Here is a 24970-nt window from a genome sequence, read left to right on the forward strand (position 1 = left end):
TTACATCTTAGACATGCTATTTTTATAAACTAAATAATGTGTTGTATTAAAAAAACAAAAAAAACAAGAAAACGATTGCCGAAAATGTCGAAAAGTGATAGTATACTAGTATAGGAAAGAAAAAGAAAATAGGGTTATAAAAAATAGTGAAAGTTGATTTTATTTAATTTTGTAAACTTTGTTATACAACTTTTTAAAACGTATAAATTCACACGTAAAATAGTTAAAAAAATAACTGTATTAATACTATATGCATATGGATTTAATAAGATTTTATAATGTTGAACTTAAGGAAAATGTTTTATTAAAAAAATAACTAGGGGGAATATAACACAATGAGTAAAGTAAATGTAACTTACAACAGAGCAAAACTATGGCAAATAGGACTTTTTGCGCTAAACAACACAGCTACGAATATAGCTATGGTATTAATGGGGTACCTAGCATTCTTTGGACAAAATGTATTAGGATTAATGGCAGCAGTAATAGGCGTAGTTATAACAGGTATGAGGATATTCGATGGATTTACAGATCCGGTTATAGGATATTTCATAGATAGAACGGAAGGTAAGTTTGGTAAATTTAGACCTTTTATGTTAGTAGGTAATATTATAATAGTAGCAAGTATGTATTTAATATTTGCAGTTGCACCAACATTAGAGCAATCAATTAGATTCCCAATGTTAATGCTATTTTACGTAATATATGTTATCGGATATACTTTCCAAACAGCATGTACAAAGGCAGCACAAGCAGTTTTAACTAATGACCCAAAACAAAGACCTATGTTCTCAATGTTTGATGGTATATATAATGCAATATTATTTGCAGTAGCAGGTTTAGTTATAACTTCAATATTACCACCGAAGTTTGAACTTGGGATGTTAGATCCAGGATTATGGAAGCAAGTAGCAATTTTATTCGGAGGATTATCATTTACATTAACTATATTAGCAATAATAGGTATATGGGATAAAGATAAAAAAGAAAACTTTGGTACAGGAGATAGTTCTGAACCAATAAAGGTTAAAGAATATTTACCAATAATAAAGAACAACAGAGCGATACAAATGTTAGTTATAGCAGCTTCTACAGATAAATTAGCAATGCAATTAACTAATGCAACTCAAATATACTTCTATGGAAATGTATTATTAAATGTTTCTTTACAAGGTGAAATAGGAGCAATAACAACTCCTTTAGTGATAGCATTAACTTTTATAGGTGTTATGTATGCTAGAAAAATGGGACAAAAGAAAGCCTTTATTCTTGGTACTTGGGCAAGTATGGCAATGTTATTTGCATTATTAATAATACAACCATTTGATAATATATCTTTAACATCAATGAATGGAACTACAATACTATTAATGACTTTAATATTATTACAAAAAGGTTTTGCATCGGTATCAGGAAATATGGTTATACCAATGATAGCAGATTGTGCAGACTATGAAGTATATAGAAGTGGAAAGTTTATTCCAGGTATGATGGGTACATTGTTCTCATTCGTTGATAAATTAATATCTTCATTTGCTTCTACACTACTAGGGGTAGGTTTAGCTATGATAGGTCTTGGAAATGCAATAATAGAGCCAGGAACTTCTGCAACAGGAAGTTTCTTCTTGTTAATAATGGTTTGTATGTTCATAATACCGATACTTGGACATGCAGCATCTATAATAGCAATGAAATACTACCCATTAGATGAAGCTAAAATGGCTGAGATACAAGATGAAATACAAAAAATTAAGAACGAACAAGCTATAGCATAATAAAATAAAAGGGGGATATTTAAATGGTAAACTTAAAAGCAACACCATATAACCTTGATGAACAGTCAATACAATGGATAAAAGATACAATAGAAAATATGACAATAGAAGAAAAAATAGGACAACTATTCATAAATATGGGATCTAGTCGTGATGAAGAATACTTAAAGAGTGTATTAGATAATTATCATATAGGTGGTGTTCGTTACAATCCAGGAAGTGCAGAAGAGGTATACGATCAGAATAAAATATTACAAGAAAATAGTAAAATACCACTACTAATAGCGGCAAATACAGAATCAGGTGGTAATGGTGCTTGTCAAAATGGTACATATGTAGGAAATGAAGTTAAAATAGCCGCTACAAATGATAAGAAATATGCATATGAATTAGGTAGAATTTCTGGAGTTGAAGCATCTGCAATAGGATGTAACTGGAGTTTTGCTCCAATAGTAGATATAAATAGAAACTGGAGAAACCCAATAATTTCTACACGTACTTGGTCTGAAAATGTAGATCAAACATTAGAATTATCTTTAGAATATATGAGAGGGATTCAAGAAAGTGGAATAGCTCCAGCTGCCAAACACTTCCCTGGAGATGGCATAGATGAAAGAGATCAACATTTATCATTTGCACCAAACTGGTTATCAAAAGAAGAGTGGGATGCTACTTTCGGTAAAGTTTATGGAGGATTATTTGAGGCTGGTCTTCCATCCATAATGGCAGGACATATAGCTCTACCAGAGTATGTACGTTACTTTAATCCAGATGCAACTACTCAAGAAGCAATGATGCCTGCAACATTAAGTAAATACATATTAACAGATTTATTAAGAGGAGAAATGGGCTTCAATGGTCTTGTAGTAACAGATGCGAGCCATATGGTAGCAATGACTTCGGCTATGAAGCGTAGTGAAATGTTACCAACGTCAATAGCTGCAGGAAGTGATTTATTCTTATTCTTCAATGATCCAGATGAAGATTTCAAGTGGATGATAGAAGGATACAAAAATGGAATAATAACAGAAGAAAGACTTGAAGAAGCATTAACTCGTATATTAGGTGCAAAAGCTGCTTTAGGATTACATAAAAAATCAAGAACAGAAATACTACCATCAAAAGAAGAAGCAATGGCCCAAATAGGTTTAGAAGAAAATAAGGCTATTGCCCTTGAAATTGCTGACAAAGGTATAACTTTAGTAAAAAATACTCAAGATATATTCCCAATAACACCAGAAAAGCATAAGAGAGTTTTACTTGTTGAGCCAAAAGGCCATGAAGGTGGATTTGGTAAATTAATGGGTATGATGGGTGGAAATCAAAAAAATGCAATGGAACTAATGAAAGAATTATTAGAGGCAGAAGGATTTGAAGTAGAAATATATGAATCATTAATAGAGAAAGCAATGAAACTTCCTCAAGAAGAGATGATGAAAGCAATGATGAGTATTTACTCAGGAAAGCGTCCAATATCTACTTTAACTAATAACTATGACTTAATAATAAACTTAGCAAATGTTTCACCAGCTACAGATCAACGTTTACAATGGCCGTTAAGTAAGGGTACACCAGATATACCATTCTACGTAAATGAAGTGCCAACAATATTTGTTTCATTACAGTGTCCATTCCATTTAGCTGATGTACCTCAAGTGAAGACATATATTAATGCTTACGACAATAAAGAATTTACATTAAAAGCATTGGTTGAAAAAATGGTAGGACGTTCAGATTTCAAAGGAATAAGTCCAGTAGATGCATTCTGTGGATTAGAAGATACGCATTTTTAATATAGCCCTTGTTAAGTTAATATAGATTAAATTTAAGATAAAACGGTAGATTGTAAATAATTTACCGTTTTATTTTTTACGCTAAACAATTTCTAAATATTGATAAGGGAGCTATAGGAATTGAAAAATACTTAATTAAGTAAGTTAATTATATGGTATACAATAATATTAAAAAATGTCGTATTAATATAAGTAACGAACTTTATGAGTATATACTTAATTTATTTTAAGGTATATATGGGAGGTAAAACTATGAACAATATTAATAATAATTCATACAGTAAAAACCTCTATGAAAAACTTCAAATAAAGCCAAATAGCGAAATTGAACAGATACAAAATAAATTAATAGAGGAAGGGACTATACCAGAATTACCAAATGAAGAATTAATTAAATTAGACAAAGCTCAAAATGAAGTAGTTGAAAGCTTTCTAAATAGAATTCAACAAGAAATTCAAAAGGCACAAGTGATAGCCATAAAAATGGTTGAAGGAAATAGTATAACTAAAGAAGAGTTAGAATTTATAAGTAAAAAATACCCAGATATAAAGCAGGTAGCAGAACAACTAATAAAAAAATGTGATAGCTTAAAATTGGAACTAAGAAACTGTGTTACAGATGAGGAAAGACAACAAATATTATCTAATTTAATTAAGGAAATAAAAGAAATAGTAAAAAAAGGAGTAAATCCTGAATTTCAATCTAAAATAAAAAAAATAGTATTAGAAGAGGTTATAGATTTCTCTAAAAAAGTGCAAGAAGAAAATAAAAAAGCAGAAATAATATGCCTTAAAATAGTTAAAGGAGAGAAGTGCACAGCAAAAGAACAAGTTTTTATAAGTGAAAAATGTCCAAAACTAAAGCAGGTAGCAGAAAAATTTACTCAAGAAATAAAATATATCAAAGAAGATTTGAAAAATTGTAAGACGGAAGTAGAAAGACAAAAACTAGTTTTTAATGCAATAAATAAAATAGAAGAGAACTTTAAAAAAGAAAATAATTTTCCGCTTCAAGTACGAATAAAAACAGTAGCTAAAGAAGAAATTATTAAGCTGTCGAAACAAATAGAACTAGAATTAAAAAAAGTAGAAATAATAGGAGTAAAAATAATAAAGGGAGAAAAGCTTACAACAAAAGAACAGACCTTTATAAATGAAGAGTATCCTAATTTAAGAAAAATCACAGAACAATGGACAAAAGAATATAAATACATAAAAAAAGAATTGAACAATTGTAAAACAGAAGAACAAAAGCAACAAATAACATATAGTAAAATTAATGAGCTAGAAGATATTATCAAGGAAGGTACTATATCAGAAGTTCATGTGAAATTAAAAAGAATAGCATTAGAAGAGGTAAAAAAAGATTACAAAAATGAAAATAATGAAAATGAAATAAAGTTTAACTTAAATCCGTATATATATTTAAACTCAAAATTATTATTGGATAAAGGTACTGCAGTAATTGTAATAATATCAGTAATAAGTATTCTATATATTTTGGGAAAAATTATAGCCTAAAGCTATATATTTAGCATAATTATTGTAGAAGTCTACAAGATATTTTGAATATTTACAAAAATATCCAATTATGCTAGAATAAAGTTAATATTAGACTATAAAATTAAATTGGCAAAACATAAGTAATTAGAAGGCACAAAGCTATAGAAATCTTTTTAGTTAGCCAGTTGCAAAAATATGTATTTTAGAGCAGGGTGTTAACGGTTAAAGTTGATACTTTGCTTTTTTAAATTATAAAATTAAAATTTGGGGGATATTATGGAATTTGTAGAGATCAAAAGTCAAACAAAAATACTTCTAGAGTCAGGAACTAATGAACTTGAAATTATGGAATTTTCAATTGCAGGGGAATTGTTTGGTATAAATGTAGCTAAAGTACGTGAAATCATGATGGCTCAAGATGTAAAGAAGATGCCAAATTCATATGATTCAATTGAGGGGGTATTTAAATCAAGAGATGAAATTATTACTGTAATGGATTTAGCGAAATATTTAAATATTCCTAGGCAAGAAAATTCAAATTATGACCTTTTTATTGTTACAAACTTTAATAAGTTAAACTTTGCATTTCGTGTAGAAAAGGTTATTGGAATAGACAGAATTTCATGGACAGAAATAAAAAAGCCGGATAGAGCCATTTATGGTGGAGAAGAAGGTGTAGCAACAGGGCTTGCTAAATATAATGATAAACTTATAACTATACTAGATTTTGAAAAAATCATTGCAGAGATAAGTCCAGAATCAAGTATTCAACATGAATCTATAAATAAATTAGGTAAACGTGTGGAAAATAGTAAACCTATATTAATAGTCGAAGATTCAATGTTACTTTCTAAACTAATAGTTGATTGTCTACACAAGGCAGGTTATAAAAATACCATCAAAACTGATAACGGTGAAGAAGCATGGAATTATCTTCAAGAAGTTAAAAAATCTGGAGAACAAATTAAAGATCATGTTGCATGTATAGTATCAGATATTGAAATGCCTTTAATGGATGGTCACCATTTAACTAAGTTGGTAAAAGAAGATGATAAACTTAAAGAAATTCCTTTAATCTTATTTTCTTCACTAATAACTGAACAAATTTATATGAAGGGAAAGGAATTAGGAGCGGATGAACAGATAACTAAGCCTGAAATAGCTAACCTTGTTAGTATTATTGATAGATTGACATAAGGATATGCTTAATTAATAGAAAATATAACCAATAAATATAAATACAAGTAAAAGTAGCTTCTAAAGGAACAAAATATTGTTTTTATAGAAGCTATTTTAGCATAATTTAAATAGTATATAAATCTATTTTTAATACAATAAATACATAAAGTATTTTACATTTTACCCGTATAATAATATAAAACTATGTGTCGAAAAAGATACATAAAATTACATCACATGAATCCAAAACACGGGGAGGCATAATATGAGAGCAACTACAAAATGGAAGGACTTAAAAGTTGGTAAAAAGATAAGCGTAGTGTTTTTTATTTTAGTAGCAGTGGTAATAATTTCAAAAGGGAATATATTATTAAACTTAAGTAAAACAGAAAAAATGGCAGAAGGGTTATATGAGGGACCATATCAATTGACAAATCAATCTATGGGAATTCGTAGAGATATAGTATCAATTGACCAAAATATTTGTTATGCAATTCTTGAAGGTAATATTTCAAACTATGAATCAACAATTGAAGATAATTTTAAAAGTATAGAGAACAGGATAGCGATAATACGCAAAAGTTCTGAAGAAGGAAATAATTTAATTGATGAGATTGAAGATTCAGTCGTTGAATTAAGAAATCAGTATAATAGGTTCCATGAATTGATGATTAAAGGAGATTACGAAAATGTGAAAAATGAAACTTTGAATTTAGAAGGTAGTTATTTTAAAGTATATGATAAAAGTTCAAAGGATTCAGTTACACTTTATGAAAATGCAGAAAAGCTTAGCCTTGAATATGATAAGAAGATAAACAATACAGTAAAATCAACATGGATAACATCTTCAATAGTTAGTATTACAACTATTATATTGGGAATCATTGCATTTGTTTATCTTGTGAAAAGTATAAAGAAGCCTATTGAAGAAATTGAGGTAGCTGCAAATCAAATGGCACTTGCTGATTTTGATATAACTATAGATTATGAGGCAAAAGATGAATTAGGTATTTTGGCAGAGAGTATGCGTCAAGTTACTAACAAAACTAATGAAGTTGTAAATGATACAGTACGTATTTTAGATGAAATTGCATTAGGTAATTTTGATGTTTCACCTGGAACCGAATATATAGGAATATTTAAAAATATTGAAGAAGCAATTGTTAAAATAACTAATGATTTAAGTGAAACTATGGTGCAAATTAATGTAGCTTCAGAAGAAGTCGGTGGAGCATCAGAACAAGTAGCTAGTGGATCTCAAATGTTATCACATGGAGCAACAGAACAAGCTAATGCAATTGAAGAATTATCTGCAACTATTATTGAAATATCTAGCAAAGTTAAAAATACGGCAGATAATGCTAAAAAAGCTAACTCCTTAACCTTAAGTGCAGGTCATAAGGTTGAAGACAGTAATGAACAAATGAAACAGATGGTAAAAGCAATAGGAGAAATTTCAACTACATCGCAAGAAATCAGTAGGATAATAAAGACTATAGATGATATAGCATTCCAAACTAATATATTAGCGTTAAATGCTGCTGTAGAAGCGGCTAGGGCTGGTAGTGCAGGTAAAGGATTTGCGGTTGTAGCAGATGAAGTCAGAAATCTTGCTGCTAAGTCAGCAGAAGCAGCTAAAAGTACTTCAACTCTTATTGAAAACTCGATAAAAGCAGTTGATAATGGGACTAAGATTGTGGATGATACAGCAGAGTCTCTACAAAAAATAATTGATACAATGCATCAAGCTATTGTAATAGTTGAAGATATAGCTAGAGATTCTGAAGAACAATCAAGTGCAATTACTCAAGTAACATTAGGAATAGGACAAATCTCAGATGTAGTTCAAACTAATTCTGCTACATCGGAGGAAAGTGCAGCAGCAAGTGAAGAACTAAGTGGACAAGCACAAATGTTAAAGTCACTAATTGATAAATTTAAACTAAAAAACAAAAATAATAATCATATAAATTTCAATAACAATGAAGTTAATTATTTTACTACAAATGAATTTTAAGAGGATATAATTTGAAATCTATTATGTTTAATAATAAAGGAGATAAAATATGGGCGGAATAGATTCTTTAAGTGAATTTTATGTACAGGAAAATATGCAGTTACTAGAGCAATTAGAAGAAATCTTGCTTACAGACCAATTGGGGAATGGAAAATTAGAAAAAGGAGCAGTTGAAGAAATTTTTCGTGTAATGCATACAATTAAAGGATCTTCATCTATGATGGGATATGATAGCTTAACAAAGCTAGCTCATAGTATAGAAGATGTTTTTGATGGAATACGTAATGGACGAGAACTTTCATATGAAAAATGGGAATCAGTAATAGATGTAGTTCTAGTAAGTATTGATTTTTTGAAAGAAGAAATTTCAAAGGTACAAGAAGGACTACTTCCAGACTCAAGTATTGATGAGTTACATGAGAGGGTAGTAGCGTTATTGATTGATGATAACCAACAAAGTGGTGTTGAGAGCAATAAAGAAGATGAAGTTACAGAGATGAAATTAGAATCCAATTTAGAATCCAAGGATAATATACAAGTAGAGGGTGAACAATTCTTTCATATTAAAGTATTTTTTGAAAATGGATGTGGTATGGAAGGAATTAGAGCGTTAGGGGTAGCTACAGTAGTTGAAGGTTTATGCTCTACTATAAAAACTATACCAGAAGATTTAACTCTAGATTGTGATGATGTTATAGTAAAAGATGGTTTTATTATGTATATAAAAACAACAGAAGAAAAAAATGTAATTGAAAAATGTATTGAAGAAACTATGTTTTTAAAGAATATGGAGCTCCGTGAAATTACGGATACAACTGAAATAGAAAATATTTTTGGTATTACTATAAATATTGAGAGTGAAGAAAGTATAATTATAGAAGAAGAACCAAAACAAGTTATAGAGGAACACAAAGAAATAGTAGATTATGAAATAGAAACTATTAATAAAGCTTTAAATACAGAAAATATTGAAAAAACAGATAATAATGAAAAAGAAGTAAAAAAAGATCAAAATACACAAGGTCATATTCCTAATAAAAATAATTATTTAACTGTAAATATTAATAAAGTTGATATGTTAATGAATTTAGTTGGAGAAATTGTTACTACTGAATCTATGGTAGAAAAACAATCACAGCTAGAAAACTTTGATAGAGATAACTTTGAAAAGCAAGCAAGAAGATTACATCAGTTAACAAATGAGTTACAAGATGTAGTTATGTCAATTCGTATGGTTCCGATATCTTCTACATTTACTAAAATGCAAAGAGTAGTAAGAGATATGAGCAAAAAAACAGGAAAATTAGTTGATTTAATTTTGATTGGAGAAGAAACTGAAGTAGATAAGAATATTCTAGAAAATATTTCAGATCCTCTAATGCATATGATAAGAAACAGTATGGATCACGGTATTGAAACACCGGAAGAGCGTAAACAAACTTCAAAATCAGAAAAAGCATCAATTATATTAGAAGCAAAAAATACTGGTGGAGATGTTGTTATAATCATTAAAGATGACGGAAGAGGACTAAATAAAGAATCTATTGTTAAAAAAGCTATAGAAAAAGGAATTACAACTAAGAGTGTTGAAGAAATTAGTGACAAAGAAGCATATAATTTTATATTAGCACCAGGATTTTCAACAACTGAAGCGGTAACTGAATATTCAGGACGAGGGGTAGGTATGGATGTTGTATATACTAATATTCGTAAGTTAAGAGGAGTTGTTAATATAGATAGTGAAAAAGGAAAAGGTACTATGATTGTACTTCGTATTCCTTTAACATTGGCAATTATAGATGGAATGAAAGTAAAAATAGATGAACATATATACATAATACCATCTCTTAATATAAAAGAAGTATTTAGTTATGGTAATTATGAGATAGTTAAAAATCCAAATGGAGAAGAACAGAGTATTATTAGAGGAAATTGTTATAAAATCCGAAGATTATCAAAAATATTGGGTATAGATACAGAAAAGTCAGAGGAAGAAATTATGATTTTAGTTGAATCTGAGATGGGAAATGTATGCATTATTGTAGATAGTATTATTGGACAGCAACAAGTTGTAATAAAACCAATACCTACTTTATTGTCCAAATTTGAGAAAGTACAATCTTATCTATCAGGATGCTCTATTTTAGAAGATGGTTCTATTAGTTTAATATTTGATGTAAATGCTATTATAAATGTTTAAACTTATAATATCATGAATAAGAATACGGTAGACTTAATAGCTAAAACATAGACATTATAGACGTTCAAAGGGAGAAATAACTTATGGAAGAAAATAAAAAAATAAAAGTATTGGTAATTGATGATTCTATTATGTTTAGACGTGTTATATCGAAGCATCTTCAAGAATATCCAGAGTTAGAAGTTGTAGGGACTGCTAAAGATTCCTACGAAGCCAGGGATAAGATAATAGAATTTAAGCCAGATGTACTAACGTTAGATATAGAAATGCCAGGAATAAATGGGATTGAATTTCTAAAAATCATAATGAATCAATATCCAATTCCAACAATTGTTATTAGTGGAGCTGATGGTAGATGCTTTGAAGCTATAAATGCCGGAGCTGTTGGATTTGTTGAAAAACCAAGTGCAAGCACAATGGAGTTATTTGCAAATGATTTAGTAGATAAAATAAAAGAAGCATCAGTTGCTAAATTACAAAAGAGAATTTACTCAAAAAATGATTCCTCACAAGTTAGAAATATTTCTCAAAAGAGGAACAATATTGATAATGAAAATTCAAAAAAAATAAATGATAAAGAAATAATTGCTATAGGAGCTTCTATGGGAGGAGTAGAAGCTATTAGTAAATTATTAAGACAACTACCTTTAGGATTACCTGGAATTGTAATTACACAACATATGCCACCTGTGTTTACTCAAAAATATGCAGAACGATTAAATCGTGAATGTTTGATAACTGTATGTGAAGGTAAAGATGGACAAGAAATACGAAGTGGACATGCATATATTGCTCCAGGAGCTTTACAAATGGGAATTGTAAATAAAAATAATAAGTATATATTAGAAATTAAAGAAGGGGATAAAGTTAGTGGCCATTGTCCTTCTGTAGACTATTTATTTGAATCGGTAGCAAAGGTGGCTAGAGAGAATGTTATTGGAGTAATTTTAACTGGAATGGGATCAGATGGTGCGAAAGGTCTACTTAATATAAAGAAGTCAGGAGGATATACTGTTGGACAAAATAAAAGCTCCTGCGTAGTTTATGGAATGCCAATGGCTGCAAAGAACCTTGGAGCTGTTGCAAAAGAAACCTCTTTGGATATGATTCCTAATGTAATTTTAAACCAATTAAAAAGAAGGCAATTAACTGTAAAATCTATAGATTAGATAGAAAGTAGGTACATATGATATTTGAGTGCGATAAATTAAATATATTTCGTGAAATTAGCAATATAGGCTCAGGTAATGCTTCGACTTCATTATCGATAATGTTAAATGAAATAGTTGATATAGGTATTCCTAAAAGTGATATGCTTAATTTTTCAGATATAACTAATAGTTATAATTCGCCAGAAGAGTTAGTAGTAGGAACTGTATTACAGCTTTCAGGAGATTTAGAAGGATTTATTATGCTTGTCATGAAAATTGATCCAGCTATTAGATTGTTATCAAAAGTTTCAGGAAAAGAAATTACGTGTGACATAAATGATTATAAATCTCTTTGTGAAGAATTAGCTTCAATAGGAGAAGTATGTAATATACTTTGTGGAACATATTTAACTGCAATATCTGACATGACAAATTTAACTATAAATCCGTCAATACCTTATTTTAGTGTAGATATGGTTATGGCAATTATGAATTTACCTATTTCATTATATGGTCCAGTGGGAGAACAGATATTATGTATTGAAACTGATTTCTTCACAACGGATTATAAAATTGATGGAAAATATTACTTTATTCCGAAAATAGAGTCTTGTGATAAATTATTAAGAACTTTAGGATTTACAGATTTGGTGAGTTGCTAATGGAAAATGTAACAGTTGGAATAGCAGATTACAAAATTGTGAAGGCGCCTAATCAAATTATGACCATTGGATTAGGATCTTGTTGTGGAGTTGTACTGTATGATGAGAGAAATAAAATTGCTGGATTAGTTCACGTTTTACTTCCAAACTCAAAAAATGAAAAAGTTGTAGCAAATAAAGCAAAATATGCAGATACAGGTATTGTTTTATTATATGAAGAAATGAAAAAAGCCGGTGCAAATACAAGATGTATAAGAGCCAAATTAGCTGGTGGTGCTCATATGTTTAATTTTAAAAATACAGAGAATAGCATATTTTCTGTTGGAGAAAAAAATGTAAAAGCGTGTAAGCAAACATTGGCTAAATTGAATATTTCAATATTTGCAGAAGATGTATTAGGGTCAAATGGAAGAACTATTATTTTTGATACTCTTACAAATAAATTACGTGTTAAAAGCATTGGCAAAAATGAAAAAATTATTTAGGGGGCGTATTATTTGTGAATATAAATTCTGAAACAATAGATAGCAAAGAAGATTTAGATAGCAAAATTGATGACTTATATATGATATTTGTTATAGATAATAAAAAATATGCATTATCATCAAAGTATATTTTAGAAATTATTGAAATGATGCCTGTAACTAAAGTTCCATTTTTACCTAACTATATGAAGGGTATTATAAATTTAAGAAGCACTATTATTCCTGTAATGGATGCGAGAATGAGATTTGGTATAGATCCTATTGACTATGATGAAAGAACTTGTATCATTATAATTGAAAAAGATACAGATAAAATTGGATTGATAGTTGATGCGGTAAATGAAGTTATTACTATTTTGCCAGAAAGAAATATGAAAATGAGCTCAGATAAAAAAGAGTATAAGCAGAATTTTATTGAAGGTATTAGTAAAATAAATGATGAAATTCAATTAATATTAAACTGTGATTCATTAATAGAAATTGTAGAGGATATAAATAATGGAATTAACCAATAAAGATTTTGTACGATTAACAGATTTTATGTATAATAATTATGGAATAAACCTTAAAAACAAAAAAACACTGATTGAAACACGACTATTATTGATGGTAAAAAATTTAGGTTATACAGATTTTAAAAGTTACATAGATCATTTAATGCAAGATAAAACCGGAGAGCAAGTATCTATATTGGTAGACAAGCTTACGACAAATTTCACTTACTTTATGAGAGAAGAAAAGCACTATGACTTTTTTAAAGAGGAGGTAATACTACCTGCTTTAAAGAAGCCTCCAATAGGTGGACTAAAAGTTTGGTCTGCAGCTTCATCTACAGGGGAGGAACCTTACTGTATAGCAATGTTAGTAGCAGCTATTTTAGGACAAAATCCAAAAATGAGAGTATCTATAACTGCATCAGATATTTCTAAAAATGCACTAAAACAAGCTAAAGCAGGCATTTATTCGAAAGATAAAATTGCTAAATTACCACCATTATGGGGAAAAAACTTCTTTAAGCAGATAAATGAAAAAAATTATGAAGTCATTGAAGATATTAAAAAATCAATTGAATTTAAATACTTTAATTTAAATAATAAAATTGGCTGGGAAAGAGGCAAATATGATGTTATTTTTTGTAGGAATGTTATGATATACTTTGATAACCCTACAAATAGAGAACTATCTAAACGATTATATGAATCACTTAAGCCAGGCGGATATTTAATAATTGGAATGTCAGAAAGTTTATCTAATTTAGAAACAAATTTTGAACGTGTAAAACCATCAGTGTATAGGAAAATATAATGAATTGTGTGTGAAAGGGGATAAAGTTATGAAAAGAGTACTAATAGTTGATGATGCAGCTTTTATGCGTATGTCTATCCGTAGTATGCTTTCAAACCATGATTTCGAGGTAGTTGGTGAAGCAGAAAATGGGTTAATGGCAGTTGAAAAATATAAAGAATTACAGCCAGATATTGTGACTATGGATATTACTATGCCTGAAATGGATGGTCTTCAAGCATTGAGAGAAATTAAAAAAATTGATGCAGGTGCAGCAGTAGTAATGGTATCGGCACTAGGGCAGGAAGCAAGGATGAAAGAGGCTATTATTTATGGGGCAAAGGGATTTATAGTAAAACCTTTTAAAGAAGAAATAATTGTAGCTGCTTTATCTAAATTATAATTTAGGACAATTATTAATAATTAAATTTTGATCATAATATGGTAGATTTCATTATAAAAGGAAGATGTATAAACGTCTTCCTTTTATAATAATTATGACTAATTCTCAATAAATTTAGTTTTGCATATGAAAAAATTAACAAAATATAATTAAAAGAAAGTAAAATATTTTACATAAAATCTAAAGTATTAGCTTATTTATCCGTATAAGAATATAAAATTATGTAATATATTAAAGGATATTTATAACTATAAAGATATTGTTATGTTAGATAGTGTAAATCAAAGGGCGGGGGGATTCGTGAATATGAAAAAAATGAAAATAGGAAGTATAAGAAATTTAAACATAGGAAAAAAATTAGGGGTATCTTTTATTCTTTTATTATTGATTACAGCATTTGCAAATATTTATGCAATCGTTAATTTAAAAAAAGCAGGAAATCTAAGTAATGATTTATTTAATGGACCTTATCAATCTACAACTGAAGCAATGGGAATAGAGAGAGATTTAGTGTCTATAGGAAGAAATATTTCAAATGCAATTTTTAGAGATAACCCACAAGACTATAAAACTATAATTTTAAGTGATTTTGATAGTATAAATAAAAGGTTAGAATCAATTAAAGCCATAGATGGTGCAGATACGTCACTAATAACAAATATTGAAAGTTCTGTATCAGAATTAAAACAACAATACGAAACTGTTTATGGGTTTATAGAAAAAGGAGATACTAAGAAAGCTGCAGACTTAACAACCTTGAATAGTGAATACTGGGCTGTTTATGAAAAAAGTGCAAAGGGTGCTAGTGCACTTTATGATGAGTCATATAATGATGGTATAGTATTTGATAAAAATGTAAAGCAAACAGTTGCAAAATCAGCAATTATTTCTATGATATTAAGTGTATTTGCAATAGTAACAGGAATAATTATATGTTTATATACTACAAAAACATTAAGACAACCGATTAAAGAAATAGAATTAGCTGCAAATAAAATGGCTCTTGGAGAGTATAATTTTGAAATTCATTATGAATCAGAGGATGAACTAGGAGTTTTATCAGAAAGTATGCGTAATGTAAGTAATAAAACTAAAGAAATGATAACAGATACAGTTCGTATATTGGGTGAAGTTTCAAAAGGAAACTTTAATGTTACTACTAAAGTAGAGTACATAGGAGTATTTAAAAGTATTAAGCATACTCTTGATAAGATAACAAAAGATTTAAGTGAAACAATATCACAAATAGATGTAGCATCACAAGAGGTTGAAGCAGCATCAGACCAAGTATCAAGTGGTTCACAAATGCTAGCACAAGGTGCAACAGAGCAAGCAAGTGCAATAGAAGAATTATCTGCTACAATAATGGAAGTGTCTGATAAAGTTCAAGATACAGCTCAAAATGCTAAAAAAGCAAACACTTTAACTTTAAGCTCAAGTCGTGAGGTTAAAGAAGGTAATGAACAAATGAAACAAATGATTAAAGCTATGCAAGAAATATCATTTACATCTAATGAAATTAGTAGAATTATAAAAACGATAGATGATATAGCGTTCCAAACAAATATATTAGCGTTAAATGCGGCTGTAGAAGCGGCTCGTGCAGGTTCTGCAGGTAAAGGATTTGCTGTTGTTGCTGATGAGGTAAGGAACCTTGCTGCTAAGTCAGCAGAAGCTGCTAAAAATACATCAACACTTATAGAAAATTCAATAAAAGCAGTAGATAATGGAACTGGAATTGTAGACAATACAGCGCAGTCGCTTCAAAAGATAATCAATACAACTAATAGAACTACAGCATTGGTTGATGAAATTGCTAAGGCTTGTGAAGAAGAAGCGAGTGCAATTACACAAATTAAGTTAGGAATAGAACAAATTTCAGATGTAGTACAAACGAACTCTGCTACATCAGAAGAGAGTGCAGCGGCTAGTCAGGAATTAAGTGGACAAGCACAAATGCTAAAATCACTTATTGAAAAGTTTAAACTAAAAGGTACTAAAAATAACAGCAAACCTGATATAACTTTCAAGAAAGAGGATAAAGAATATTTTGCAATGAATGAATTAGAATAATCTTCAAAATGTAAAATTTAGATGGGAGATATAATAAATTATTATGAATGAAGAAGTAATGATATATGACTTTAAAAAACCACAAAGGTATTCTGCTGACAATATGAGGTTCTTATCTGTAACTTCAGAAGAATTTTGCAAGAGTATAAACTCATTTACAGCTTATGAATTAAAAAAAACTAAGCTTACATGTAAATTAGAAAAAATAGAGCAGACAAACTACGAAGAATTTATGAATACTATAGCAAGTGATTCTGTAATTATTGAGCATGCAATACAACCTTTAGTTAAAGGACTTCTATACCAATTAGATAAAAGTATAGCACTTTTACTTATAGATTTAACACTTGGTGGAGATGGTATACTTGAGGATTATAAAAGAGAACTTACAGAAATTGATAAAGAGTTAATATCATATATAACTAGTAATTTACTAAATAAAATGCATATGTTTGAAGGCTGTGAATCTAGAGAAGTCACAAATGTACACAGTACTGGAGCTGTTAGTAAAAAATACCCTGTAAGTGAATCTGTTATTATATCTCATATGAAAATGATGGATGGAGATAGAGAAGTTGGTAAAATGAGTTTTTGTAATCCTTATAGTAGTATGGAATTGGTACTAGAGCAATTAGAAACTAAAAGATTATTTATAAATAAAAATCATGAATATGACTTTGAATTTATAAGTGCCATATATAACAGGATACATAGTGTAAGTACTGAGATAGTTGCGAGATTAGGAGAAGCGAGTATCAGTGTAGATGAACTTTTAGACTTAAAAGTAGATGATGTAATAACCCTAGACACTAAAATAAAGGGAGAGATAGATCTTCATGTTGGAGGATCAAGATCATTTAAATGTAAGCCTGGGATTATTAAAAATAAAAAGGGTGTTATCATAACTGACAGTGTAAAGAAAGAAGGATAAGGTTGAAATATAGAAAGTTTTTTTAAATATTAAATAAAATTAACACAAATAAAATATAAAGATAGTTGATAAGAATGTAAGTTAGTACTACTATTTAGTTAGAAAATAGAATTAAATAGAAAATGAGAAAACAAAGCCATGAAGGTTTTATTCTATAGTAATATAGGATTAAAATTTCATGGCTTTTTTTAAGTAGCATAGGTGTAATGTTCAAGGTTTAGAAAATATGTATAATTAAGATGAGGAGGAAAGAGATATGCATATGGCAGATGCTTTAATATCTCCAGTAGTTGGAGGTAGTATGTGGGCTTTAACAGCTGGGATGGCAGTATATTCAGCAAAAAAAATAGAAAAAGATATGAAATGTTCTATAAATAACAACCATGGATTTGATGAGAAGAAAATACCTTTAATGGGAGTGATGGGTGCTTTTGTATTTGCGTCACAAATGATAAATTTTACAATACCAGGAACAGGGTCTAGTGGGCACATAGGTGGAGGGATATTATTAGCAATACTACTTGGACCAGAAGCAGGATTTTTAACTATGTTATCAGTTTTAGGAATACAGGCATTATTTTTTGCCGATGGAGGATTATTAGCACTAGGGTGTAATGTTATAAATATGGGATTGTTTACGTGCTTCATTGTTTACCCTCTAATATATAGAAATATAATGAAAAAAGGATGCTCAACTAAGAAAATTTGGATAGCTTCAATTATTTCTGTTGTTGTAGCACTTCAATTGGGATCATTTAATGTAGTTTTAGAAACATTATTATCAGGAAAAACAGAACTTCCATTCATAACATTTGTATTGTTGATGCAACCAATACATTTAGCAATTGGTTTTGTAGAAGGTGTAATTACAGCTTGTGTAGTATCATTTGTTTATAAAACTAGACCAGATATTATACAAGATGCAGAAGCTAAAAATTATAAGATGTCATTTAAAAAATTAATAATAACTATGGCAATTTTAACGGTATTTATAGGAGGAGGACTATCGCTTGTAGCATCTTCAAATCCTGATGGATTAGAGTGGTCAATATTAAATGTAACAGGCAAGGCAGAATTACAAGATAGTAATTCAGTAAATGATAAACTAGCAAGTATACAAGAAAAAACAGCATTTTTACCTGATTATGGATTTAAAAATAGTGAAGGTGGTCTTGGAACTTCAGTTGCAGGGGTAGTAGGTGGAGTTATTACTTTAGGTGTATGTGGTGGAATAGGTATGGGATTAAAGGCTTACAAAAAGAAATCTAGTAACATTAATCAAAGTATAAATAATTAATTAATTAGTAAAAAAGGATGTGAATTTATGTCTAGCTTTACAGATTCAATATATAAAATAAGAAGCTTTGAAGAATTAGGAGAAAAACAAACTATAGTACATACGATACATCCTTTAGCTAAATTGATAATTACTATAGCTTATATTGTAAGTATAGTGTCTTTTTCAAAGTATGAAATAGGAGGTATTTTACCTTTTATATTATATCCTATAGTAGTATTTTATTTAGGTGATGTGCCCTTTAAAGCGACTTTTAAAATGTCTCTTTTAGGATTGCCTTTTATTTTAGGGATAGGGATATTTAATCCTATATTTGACCGTACTGTTGCATTTAGCATACTAAATTTAAATATAACGGGTGGTTGGATTTCTTTTGTTTCATTATTAATAAAAGGTATTCTTACAATTATGTGTGGATTACTATTCGTATCTACCACAGGAATAGAAAATATATCTAAAGCTCTTAGGATGATAGGTGTTCCTAAAATAATAACTATGCAATTTGTGTTAACTTATAGATATATATGTGTGCTTTTAGAAAGTGTAGGAGAAGTTTATAATGCATATATGCTAAGAGCACCAGGTCAAAAAGGTATAAATTTCAAAGTATGGGGTTCACTTATAGGTCAATTACTTATAAGAAGTTTTGAAAGAGCAGAAAGAATACATAATGCTATGGTTTTAAGAGGGTTTGAGGGTGATTTTAATAGTACAAGAGTAGAGTCTATAAAATCTAAAGATATTATTTATATATTAATATGGGTTTCATTTTTTATCATAGCTAGAAATATAAATATTCCATTATTTATAGGAAGTTTAATCACAGGATAAAGAAAGGATACTAAGATTATGGAGCAAAACATTATAGAATTTAAAGATTTACAGTATAGATATCCAGATGGAAATGAAGCTTTAAGGGGAATAGATATTTCTATAAATAGTGGAGAATCAATTGCTTTAGTAGGAGCAAATGGTGCGGGAAAATCTACTATATTAATGCAACTTACAGGAATATTATTACCATCTAAGGGAGGTATCTATATTAAAGATACCTTAATAGATAAAAAAAGTCTTCCACAAATAAGAAAAAAGTTGGGATATGTGTTTCAAAATCCGGAAGACCAACTTTTTATGACTAGTGTATATGATGATGTAGCTTTTGGTCCTAGAAATTATAAATTAAGTGAAAATCAAGTAAATGAAAAGGTAATGATTGCTTTAAAAAAAGTAGGAATTGAGAATTTAAGCAATAGAGCATCACATAGACTATCTGGAGGTCAAAAACATTTAGTAGCTATAGCTACTGCATTATCTATGGAACCAAGCATACTTATAATGGATGAGCCAACAGCAGCATTAGATCCAAAAGCTAGAAGAAGGGTGATAAATCTTTTAAATAGTTTTAATCATACAAAGATAATTGCTACCCATGATTTAGATATGGTACTAGATACTTGTGAAAGAACTATAGTAATAAAAGATGGAAGAATAGCATTTGATGGAGATAGCAAAGATATTCTTACAAATGAAGAACTAATGAATGAATGTGGTCTAGAATTACCATTATCAATTCAAGGAACAAGAAAAGTAAATATTTAGATATATTCGGTTAAGGATATACTAGAAAATCAAAAATAAGAAATGAAGGCTTTGTTTCGATAATTTATCGGAGTTGAGGCTTTTATTTTTTACGCAATGATAAACCATACTATCAAGAAGTTTTTAAATTAAAAAGAGTTTGAATTAATTTGATATATGTAATAATATTGTTATATGCAAAAGATAACAAAAAAACAAATGATAAGGGTGTCTAAACATGGAAGAATTAAAAAAAGCAATTGATGAGATAGTTAAACAAGAAATAGTCAAAGTGGTTATTAGTAATAGAACGAATAAAGATGTAGAATACAATAAGATAAATTTCACTCTGAAAGAAACTAACAAAAAGGCATATTATCAAATAGAGAAATATACAGATAAGCAAGTTTTTCATGAAAATATAGATGTAGACTACTTAGGAGAAAAGCTTTTAGAATATATAGAATCTAACTATAAACAAATTGGAGCATGGTCAACTACAACTACATTTGACTTGAAAATATCTAAAAAAGGTAAAGTGTTTTTAGGTAAAAAGAAAAATGATAACGTAAATCTAGTTAATAAAAGCCATAACAAAGAAAAAAATTATATACTTAAAGAGGGAATGATGATACAACCTCTTATAGATTTAGGTATTTTTACTAAGGAAGGTAAAATAGTAAATTCTAAATATGATAAATACAAACAAATAAATAGGTTTATAGAAATAATAGATGATGAAATTAAAAAGAATGATTATAAAGAACTTACTATACTAGATTTTGGATGTGGAAAATCATACTTAACATTTGTACTTTACTATTATTTTGTAGAAATCAAAAATATAAATGTAAATATGATAGGTTTAGATCTTAAGGCGGACGTTATACAAAAGTGTAATGATATAGCTAATAGATATGGTTATAAAAATTTAAAATTCGAACTTGGAGATATAAATGGATATAAATATAACAATAAGGTAGATATGGTAATAACGTTACATGCTTGTGATACTGCAACTGATTATGCTTTGTACAATGCAATAAAGTGGAACAGTAAAATGATCTTCTCAGTTCCTTGTTGTCAACATGAGCTTAATCATCAAATGAAAGCAGAGTCTTTATCGATATTAACTAAGTATGGAATAGTACAAGAGAGAGTTGCAGCACTTATGACTGATTCAGTTAGAGCTAATTTACTTGAAAGTTTAGGTTATAAAACTCAATTGCTAGAATTTATAGATATTGCACATTCTCCTAAAAATATACTAATAAGAGCTTCTAAAGCTAATATTCCTAATGAAAAGAAAGAAAAATCTTTACAGGAAGTTGAGGAGCTAATGAAGCAGTTTAATTTTAAACCGACATTGTTTAATTTATTAAAGGAAGATAAATTAATATAAATATATTAATAATTTTAAATTAATTATTGAATATAAAAGAGATGATGAAATTTTGTTTTCATCATCTCTTTTAAGATTACATATATTATTTTAATTCACATAAAAATTAAAAATAAAAACCGTATTGTATTAATTAAAAAGTTATAACTAAGTAAAGGATGATAAAATGAAAATAATAATAGATGCAGATGGATGTCCGGTAGTAGATATAGCTATAAATGTAGCTAGAAAATTTAAAGTAGAGCCAATAATAATGTGTGATACAGCTCATATATTTAATAAGCCAGGAGTACAAGTGATAATTTTGGGTAAAGGAGCAGATGCTGTTGATTTTGCTATAGTTAATAAATTGAATAAAAATGATATTGTAATTACCCAAGATTATGGTCTGGCAGCGATGGTTTTATCTAAGGGAGGATATGCAATAAATCAAAATGGGTGGATTTATAATGATGAAAATATAGAACAACTATTGTTTACAAGGTATATTTCAAAGAAAGCTAGAAATTCAGGAGAGAGAGTAAAAGGCAATAAAAAGAGAAGGAAAGAAGATAATATTAAATTTCAAGATAGTTTGATTGAGCTATGCGAAAAATTATTAAATATCCCAAAATACTAGAATAAATATGATTAAGATATTTATTTATGGACAGAATCAAGGTATAAAGTCAAGGGGGGATAAAAATGATTATATTAAGTAGAGAGAATATTATAGAAGGCTTAATAGAATTAAGGGAAGAAGAAGCTTTTGATAATAAAATTATAATTACCAATATAAAAGACATATTAAATGAGAGAAAAATAAGTGATCTAGAAAAATTAAAAATGATAAATAGTGAATTATCAAAAATATTACTCATATAAAAAAAAGTATTCACAAAATTTTTTTCATATAGCTAAATAAAAGTGGAAAAAAGTGTTAATAACTCTAATAAGATGTTAATAAGTAATATGTAGGTATACAGATTAATTTACAAGTTTTAATTCATTTTCAAATACATAGATAAGCGTGTTTATAGATTTAGTTAAATAAAGAAAGAAGTATAGATAAAATACTTCTTTTTTTATATTTAAATAAAGGGGAAGGGTATTTGAAGTTTGATGAAAAATGAATAATTTTATTCACTGAGGATTGTGGATATTGTGGATATTTTCAGAAAATAGAAAAAATAGTTTCTATTAGCAATAATACAGTAATTAAAGTAATATTAAAAATCAGAAGAATATATTATAATGAAATTAGGTATAGATATTACAAGGGGGGGAATATAAATGAAATTTAAATTTTGTCACAATAATTTTAATGTACTAAATCTTGAAAAAAGTTTAGAATTCTATCAAAAATCATTAGGGTTAGTGGAGAGTAGAAGAAAAGTAGCAAAAGATGGAAGCTTTATATTGGTATTCTTAGGAGATGGAGAAACTGAACATAAGCTAGAATTAACATGGCTTAGAGACTGGGAAAAGCCATATAACTTAGGCGACAATGAATTCCATCTAGCTTTTAGAGTAGAGGATTTTGAAGAAGCATATAAATTACATAAAGAAATGGGATGTATATGCTATGAAAATAAAGACATGGGAATATATTTTATAGCAGACCCAGATAACTACTGGATAGAAATACTACCAGCAAATAGATAGTTACTATGAAGCCTTCTTAAAATTAGAAGGCATTTTTTATGCAACGAGAAGATTAGTTGGCTATATGAAATTTTCCGCCGGCAGGTAGCTTAAGTTAAGTAAATTTTTACAAATATAAAATATTAATTATACGAAATAGTAATAATAACATAGAAAGATTTTATTTTAAGGTATATAATCAATTTACAATATAATAATTAAACTAGAGAGGGAATAAAATGGACAAAAATATAGTGGTAGTATGCGAAAGTGAAAAATGTCTACAAAAGTTACAAGAGGCAGGAAAAGAACTAGGATTAAATATAAAGGGTGAAATACAAGTAGATAATAATATAAAAAATGAATTGTCTATAAAAGATATACAGGGAGCAACTGCAATATTATTCTCTTTAAATATACCAGTAGAAGAAATAGAAAATATAGAAAGATTTATAGATTTTGAATACTATGAAGCAGAACCTAAAATTGTTCTAGATGATGCTAAGCTAGTATTAAAAGAAATATTAAATGAATTGAATTAATATTAAGTAAAATAAAGAACATAAATGTACTGTACCCCAATCGTTGGACGCAAAAGTCTAATAATTGGGGGTGTTTGGTATGGAAAAATATGATTATAATTTTAAATTAAAAGTAGTTAAGTGAAAATAAATATAGTAAGAACCAATTAATCCCTTTTAGAATAAATCTATACTAGGAGGGTGAAGCAAAAGTGAACTTAGACTTTATAAAAAAATTAAATTTTAACGATGGTTCTATTGGTGTAAGAAAAATGATATCTATTTTACTTACTATTACATTTTGCTACTTAAGTATTGTAGGTAAAATAAATAGCGAGCAATTTGTACCAATATTTAGTATGATAATAGGTTATTATTTTGGAAAATCTACAGCGTTAGATATACCTGGTAAAAATAAAGACAATATAGAAAAATAAAAAAATAGCTTCGATTAAGTTATCTGTCGGTGAAACACACAATATATCCAACGGCTCTGCGCGTTGCTAAAAAATAGTGAATCGCTATAAAGTCTAGCGATTTACTTACATAAAATAGCTAAGAATTTATTTTAACGTTCTTATAATATGCATAGATTTAAGATAGTGCAAAATTATTCAATAAATTAAACGTAGTAACACGTGAATCATAACTACCATGTAAACTATCTACTCAGATATCAGATATTTGATACAAATAATAATGGAACTTCTCTAAGGATTAAAATCATATTTAAAATAAAAATAAAAAAATATAAAAAAAGTATTGACCATATTAAAACAAGGTGATATAGTATTACTTGTCCTTAAGAAACGGACGAAACAAAATAAAGCAAGAACAAAATGATTACTATGAACTTTGAAAATTAAACAGTAGGTTAATTTATAGAAACAAACATAATTCTTAACAGAATTAAAACACAAACAAACCAAGCCAGATATTCAGATAATGATTAGTCTGAGCGATGGACAACTTTTTAAATTATATTTAAGCGTTAGAATAAGCTGAACGAATGTGAAGATTATTATAATGCGACATAAATTAAAATTTATTTTGAGAGTTTGATCCTGGCTCAGGATGAACGCTGGCGGCGTGC

The 24970-nt window shown here is 28.6% G+C and carries 23 protein-coding genes; all 23 read left to right on the top strand.

The genetic code is table 11. From position 1 onward, the window contains the following. Nucleotides 1-335: 335 nt before the first annotated feature. The 23 genes from ACRC03_RS17380 (at nt 336) to ACRC03_RS17490 (ending at nt 24314) form a co-directional block, all read left to right on the top strand. Nucleotides 336-1775 carry an MFS transporter gene (locus tag ACRC03_RS17380; protein ID WP_438653864.1) on the top strand — a complete coding sequence of 480 codons (1440 nt, stop codon included), beginning with the start codon at nt 336-338 and terminating at the stop codon, nt 1773-1775. A 23-nt stretch (nt 1776-1798) separates the two neighbouring features. Beyond that, nucleotides 1799-3568: a glycoside hydrolase family 3 protein gene (locus ACRC03_RS17385; RefSeq protein WP_438653865.1), complete on the top strand. Its 1770-nt coding sequence runs from the start codon at nt 1799-1801 to the stop codon at nt 3566-3568. Between the two features lie 252 nt (nt 3569-3820). Next, a complete protein-coding gene (locus ACRC03_RS17390; protein ID WP_438653866.1) occupies nt 3821-5089 on the top strand; it encodes a hypothetical protein in 1269 nt (422 codons plus the stop codon). 258 nt (nt 5090-5347) lie between these two features. After that, nucleotides 5348-6268 (top strand): chemotaxis protein, encoded by a 921-nt coding sequence (locus tag ACRC03_RS17395; protein ID WP_438653867.1) that lies wholly within the window; start codon nt 5348-5350, stop codon nt 6266-6268. Nucleotides 6269-6515: 247 nt separating this feature from the next. Beyond that, nucleotides 6516-8267 (top strand): methyl-accepting chemotaxis protein, encoded by a 1752-nt coding sequence (locus ACRC03_RS17400; RefSeq protein WP_438653868.1) that lies wholly within the window; start codon nt 6516-6518, stop codon nt 8265-8267. A 49-nt stretch (nt 8268-8316) separates the two neighbouring features. Continuing rightward, nucleotides 8317-10467 (top strand): chemotaxis protein CheW, encoded by a 2151-nt coding sequence (locus tag ACRC03_RS17405; RefSeq protein WP_438653869.1) that lies wholly within the window; start codon nt 8317-8319, stop codon nt 10465-10467. 83 nt (nt 10468-10550) lie between these two features. After that, on the top strand, nt 10551-11636 hold the full coding sequence (locus tag ACRC03_RS17410; RefSeq protein WP_438653870.1) for a protein-glutamate methylesterase/protein-glutamine glutaminase: 1086 nt from the start codon (nt 10551-10553) through the stop codon (nt 11634-11636). A 17-nt stretch (nt 11637-11653) separates the two neighbouring features. Then, nucleotides 11654-12280 carry a chemotaxis protein CheC gene (locus ACRC03_RS17415; RefSeq protein WP_438653871.1) on the top strand — a complete coding sequence of 209 codons (627 nt, stop codon included), beginning with the start codon at nt 11654-11656 and terminating at the stop codon, nt 12278-12280. Continuing rightward, nucleotides 12280-12765: a chemotaxis protein CheD gene (locus tag ACRC03_RS17420; RefSeq protein WP_438653872.1), complete on the top strand. Its 486-nt coding sequence runs from the start codon at nt 12280-12282 to the stop codon at nt 12763-12765. The genes ACRC03_RS17415 and ACRC03_RS17420 overlap by 1 nt, the downstream gene beginning before the upstream one ends. A gap of 14 nt (nt 12766-12779) precedes the next feature. Then, nucleotides 12780-13280, top strand: a complete 501-nt coding sequence (locus tag ACRC03_RS17425) for a chemotaxis protein CheW (protein ID WP_438653873.1) — start codon at nt 12780-12782, stop codon at nt 13278-13280. After that, on the top strand, nt 13264-14070 hold the full coding sequence (locus tag ACRC03_RS17430) for a CheR family methyltransferase (RefSeq protein ID WP_438653874.1): 807 nt from the start codon (nt 13264-13266) through the stop codon (nt 14068-14070). Before ACRC03_RS17425 ends, ACRC03_RS17430 begins: the two co-directional genes overlap by 17 nt. A 28-nt stretch (nt 14071-14098) precedes the next feature. Beyond that, complete coding sequence (locus ACRC03_RS17435; RefSeq protein WP_438653875.1) at nt 14099-14452, top strand: response regulator; 354 nt, start codon at nt 14099-14101, stop codon at nt 14450-14452. Between the two features lie 306 nt (nt 14453-14758). Further along, nucleotides 14759-16525, top strand: a complete 1767-nt coding sequence (locus ACRC03_RS17440; RefSeq protein WP_438653876.1) for a methyl-accepting chemotaxis protein — start codon at nt 14759-14761, stop codon at nt 16523-16525. Between the two features lie 43 nt (nt 16526-16568). Beyond that, nucleotides 16569-17456 carry a flagellar motor switch protein FliM gene (locus ACRC03_RS17445; protein ID WP_438653877.1) on the top strand — a complete coding sequence of 296 codons (888 nt, stop codon included), beginning with the start codon at nt 16569-16571 and terminating at the stop codon, nt 17454-17456. A 256-nt stretch (nt 17457-17712) separates the two neighbouring features. Next, nucleotides 17713-18753, top strand: a complete 1041-nt coding sequence (locus ACRC03_RS17450; RefSeq protein ID WP_438653878.1) for an energy-coupling factor ABC transporter permease — start codon at nt 17713-17715, stop codon at nt 18751-18753. 27 nt (nt 18754-18780) lie between these two features. Next, nucleotides 18781-19584: a cobalt ECF transporter T component CbiQ gene (gene cbiQ / locus ACRC03_RS17455; protein ID WP_438653879.1), complete on the top strand. Its 804-nt coding sequence runs from the start codon at nt 18781-18783 to the stop codon at nt 19582-19584. Nucleotides 19585-19602: 18 nt separating this feature from the next. Continuing rightward, nucleotides 19603-20352, top strand: coding sequence for an energy-coupling factor ABC transporter ATP-binding protein (locus tag ACRC03_RS17460; RefSeq protein WP_438653880.1), 750 nt, complete (start codon nt 19603-19605; stop codon nt 20350-20352). A gap of 217 nt (nt 20353-20569) precedes the next feature. After that, nucleotides 20570-21733, top strand: coding sequence for a class I SAM-dependent methyltransferase (locus ACRC03_RS17465; RefSeq protein WP_438653881.1), 1164 nt, complete (start codon nt 20570-20572; stop codon nt 21731-21733). Nucleotides 21734-21899: 166 nt separating this feature from the next. Further along, nucleotides 21900-22352 carry a YaiI/YqxD family protein gene (locus ACRC03_RS17470; protein ID WP_438653882.1) on the top strand — a complete coding sequence of 151 codons (453 nt, stop codon included), beginning with the start codon at nt 21900-21902 and terminating at the stop codon, nt 22350-22352. 65 nt (nt 22353-22417) lie between these two features. Next, nucleotides 22418-22597, top strand: a complete 180-nt coding sequence (locus ACRC03_RS17475; protein WP_438653883.1) for a hypothetical protein — start codon at nt 22418-22420, stop codon at nt 22595-22597. A 408-nt stretch (nt 22598-23005) separates the two neighbouring features. Then, nucleotides 23006-23377: a VOC family protein gene (locus ACRC03_RS17480; protein WP_438653884.1), complete on the top strand. Its 372-nt coding sequence runs from the start codon at nt 23006-23008 to the stop codon at nt 23375-23377. Nucleotides 23378-23595: 218 nt separating this feature from the next. Further along, on the top strand, nt 23596-23898 hold the full coding sequence (locus ACRC03_RS17485; RefSeq protein WP_438653885.1) for a PTS sugar transporter subunit IIBC: 303 nt from the start codon (nt 23596-23598) through the stop codon (nt 23896-23898). 191 nt (nt 23899-24089) lie between these two features. Further along, a complete protein-coding gene (locus ACRC03_RS17490; protein ID WP_438653886.1) occupies nt 24090-24314 on the top strand; it encodes a hypothetical protein in 225 nt (74 codons plus the stop codon). Nucleotides 24315-24970: the final 656 nt, after the last annotated feature.

The organism is Romboutsia sp., from assembly GCF_051659545.1.
In the GTDB taxonomy this organism is placed as follows: Bacteria; Bacillota; Clostridia; order Peptostreptococcales; family Peptostreptococcaceae; genus JBOFOR01.

Bases quoted from the DNA above. Each gene is read 5' to 3' on its own strand.
- ACRC03_RS17380 (WP_438653864.1), top strand. From the start codon at position 336: ATGAGTAAAGTAAATGTAACTTACAACAGAGCAAAACTATGGCAAATA.
- ACRC03_RS17385 (WP_438653865.1), top strand. From the start codon at position 1,799: ATGGTAAACTTAAAAGCAACACCATATAACCTTGATGAACAGTCAATA.
- ACRC03_RS17390 (WP_438653866.1), top strand. From the start codon at position 3,821: ATGAACAATATTAATAATAATTCATACAGTAAAAACCTCTATGAAAAA.
- ACRC03_RS17395 (WP_438653867.1), top strand. From the start codon at position 5,348: ATGGAATTTGTAGAGATCAAAAGTCAAACAAAAATACTTCTAGAGTCA.
- ACRC03_RS17400 (WP_438653868.1), top strand. From the start codon at position 6,516: ATGAGAGCAACTACAAAATGGAAGGACTTAAAAGTTGGTAAAAAGATA.
- ACRC03_RS17405 (WP_438653869.1), top strand. From the start codon at position 8,317: ATGGGCGGAATAGATTCTTTAAGTGAATTTTATGTACAGGAAAATATG.
- ACRC03_RS17410 (WP_438653870.1), top strand. From the start codon at position 10,551: ATGGAAGAAAATAAAAAAATAAAAGTATTGGTAATTGATGATTCTATT.
- ACRC03_RS17415 (WP_438653871.1), top strand. From the start codon at position 11,654: ATGATATTTGAGTGCGATAAATTAAATATATTTCGTGAAATTAGCAAT.
- ACRC03_RS17420 (WP_438653872.1), top strand. From the start codon at position 12,280: ATGGAAAATGTAACAGTTGGAATAGCAGATTACAAAATTGTGAAGGCG.
- ACRC03_RS17430 (WP_438653874.1), top strand. From the start codon at position 13,264: ATGGAATTAACCAATAAAGATTTTGTACGATTAACAGATTTTATGTAT.
- ACRC03_RS17435 (WP_438653875.1), top strand. From the start codon at position 14,099: ATGAAAAGAGTACTAATAGTTGATGATGCAGCTTTTATGCGTATGTCT.
- ACRC03_RS17440 (WP_438653876.1), top strand. From the start codon at position 14,759: ATGAAAAAAATGAAAATAGGAAGTATAAGAAATTTAAACATAGGAAAA.
- ACRC03_RS17445 (WP_438653877.1), top strand. From the start codon at position 16,569: ATGAATGAAGAAGTAATGATATATGACTTTAAAAAACCACAAAGGTAT.
- ACRC03_RS17450 (WP_438653878.1), top strand. From the start codon at position 17,713: ATGCATATGGCAGATGCTTTAATATCTCCAGTAGTTGGAGGTAGTATG.
- cbiQ (WP_438653879.1), top strand. From the start codon at position 18,781: ATGTCTAGCTTTACAGATTCAATATATAAAATAAGAAGCTTTGAAGAA.
- ACRC03_RS17460 (WP_438653880.1), top strand. From the start codon at position 19,603: ATGGAGCAAAACATTATAGAATTTAAAGATTTACAGTATAGATATCCA.
- ACRC03_RS17465 (WP_438653881.1), top strand. From the start codon at position 20,570: ATGGAAGAATTAAAAAAAGCAATTGATGAGATAGTTAAACAAGAAATA.
- ACRC03_RS17470 (WP_438653882.1), top strand. From the start codon at position 21,900: ATGAAAATAATAATAGATGCAGATGGATGTCCGGTAGTAGATATAGCT.
- ACRC03_RS17475 (WP_438653883.1), top strand. From the start codon at position 22,418: ATGATTATATTAAGTAGAGAGAATATTATAGAAGGCTTAATAGAATTA.
- ACRC03_RS17480 (WP_438653884.1), top strand. From the start codon at position 23,006: ATGAAATTTAAATTTTGTCACAATAATTTTAATGTACTAAATCTTGAA.
- ACRC03_RS17485 (WP_438653885.1), top strand. From the start codon at position 23,596: ATGGACAAAAATATAGTGGTAGTATGCGAAAGTGAAAAATGTCTACAA.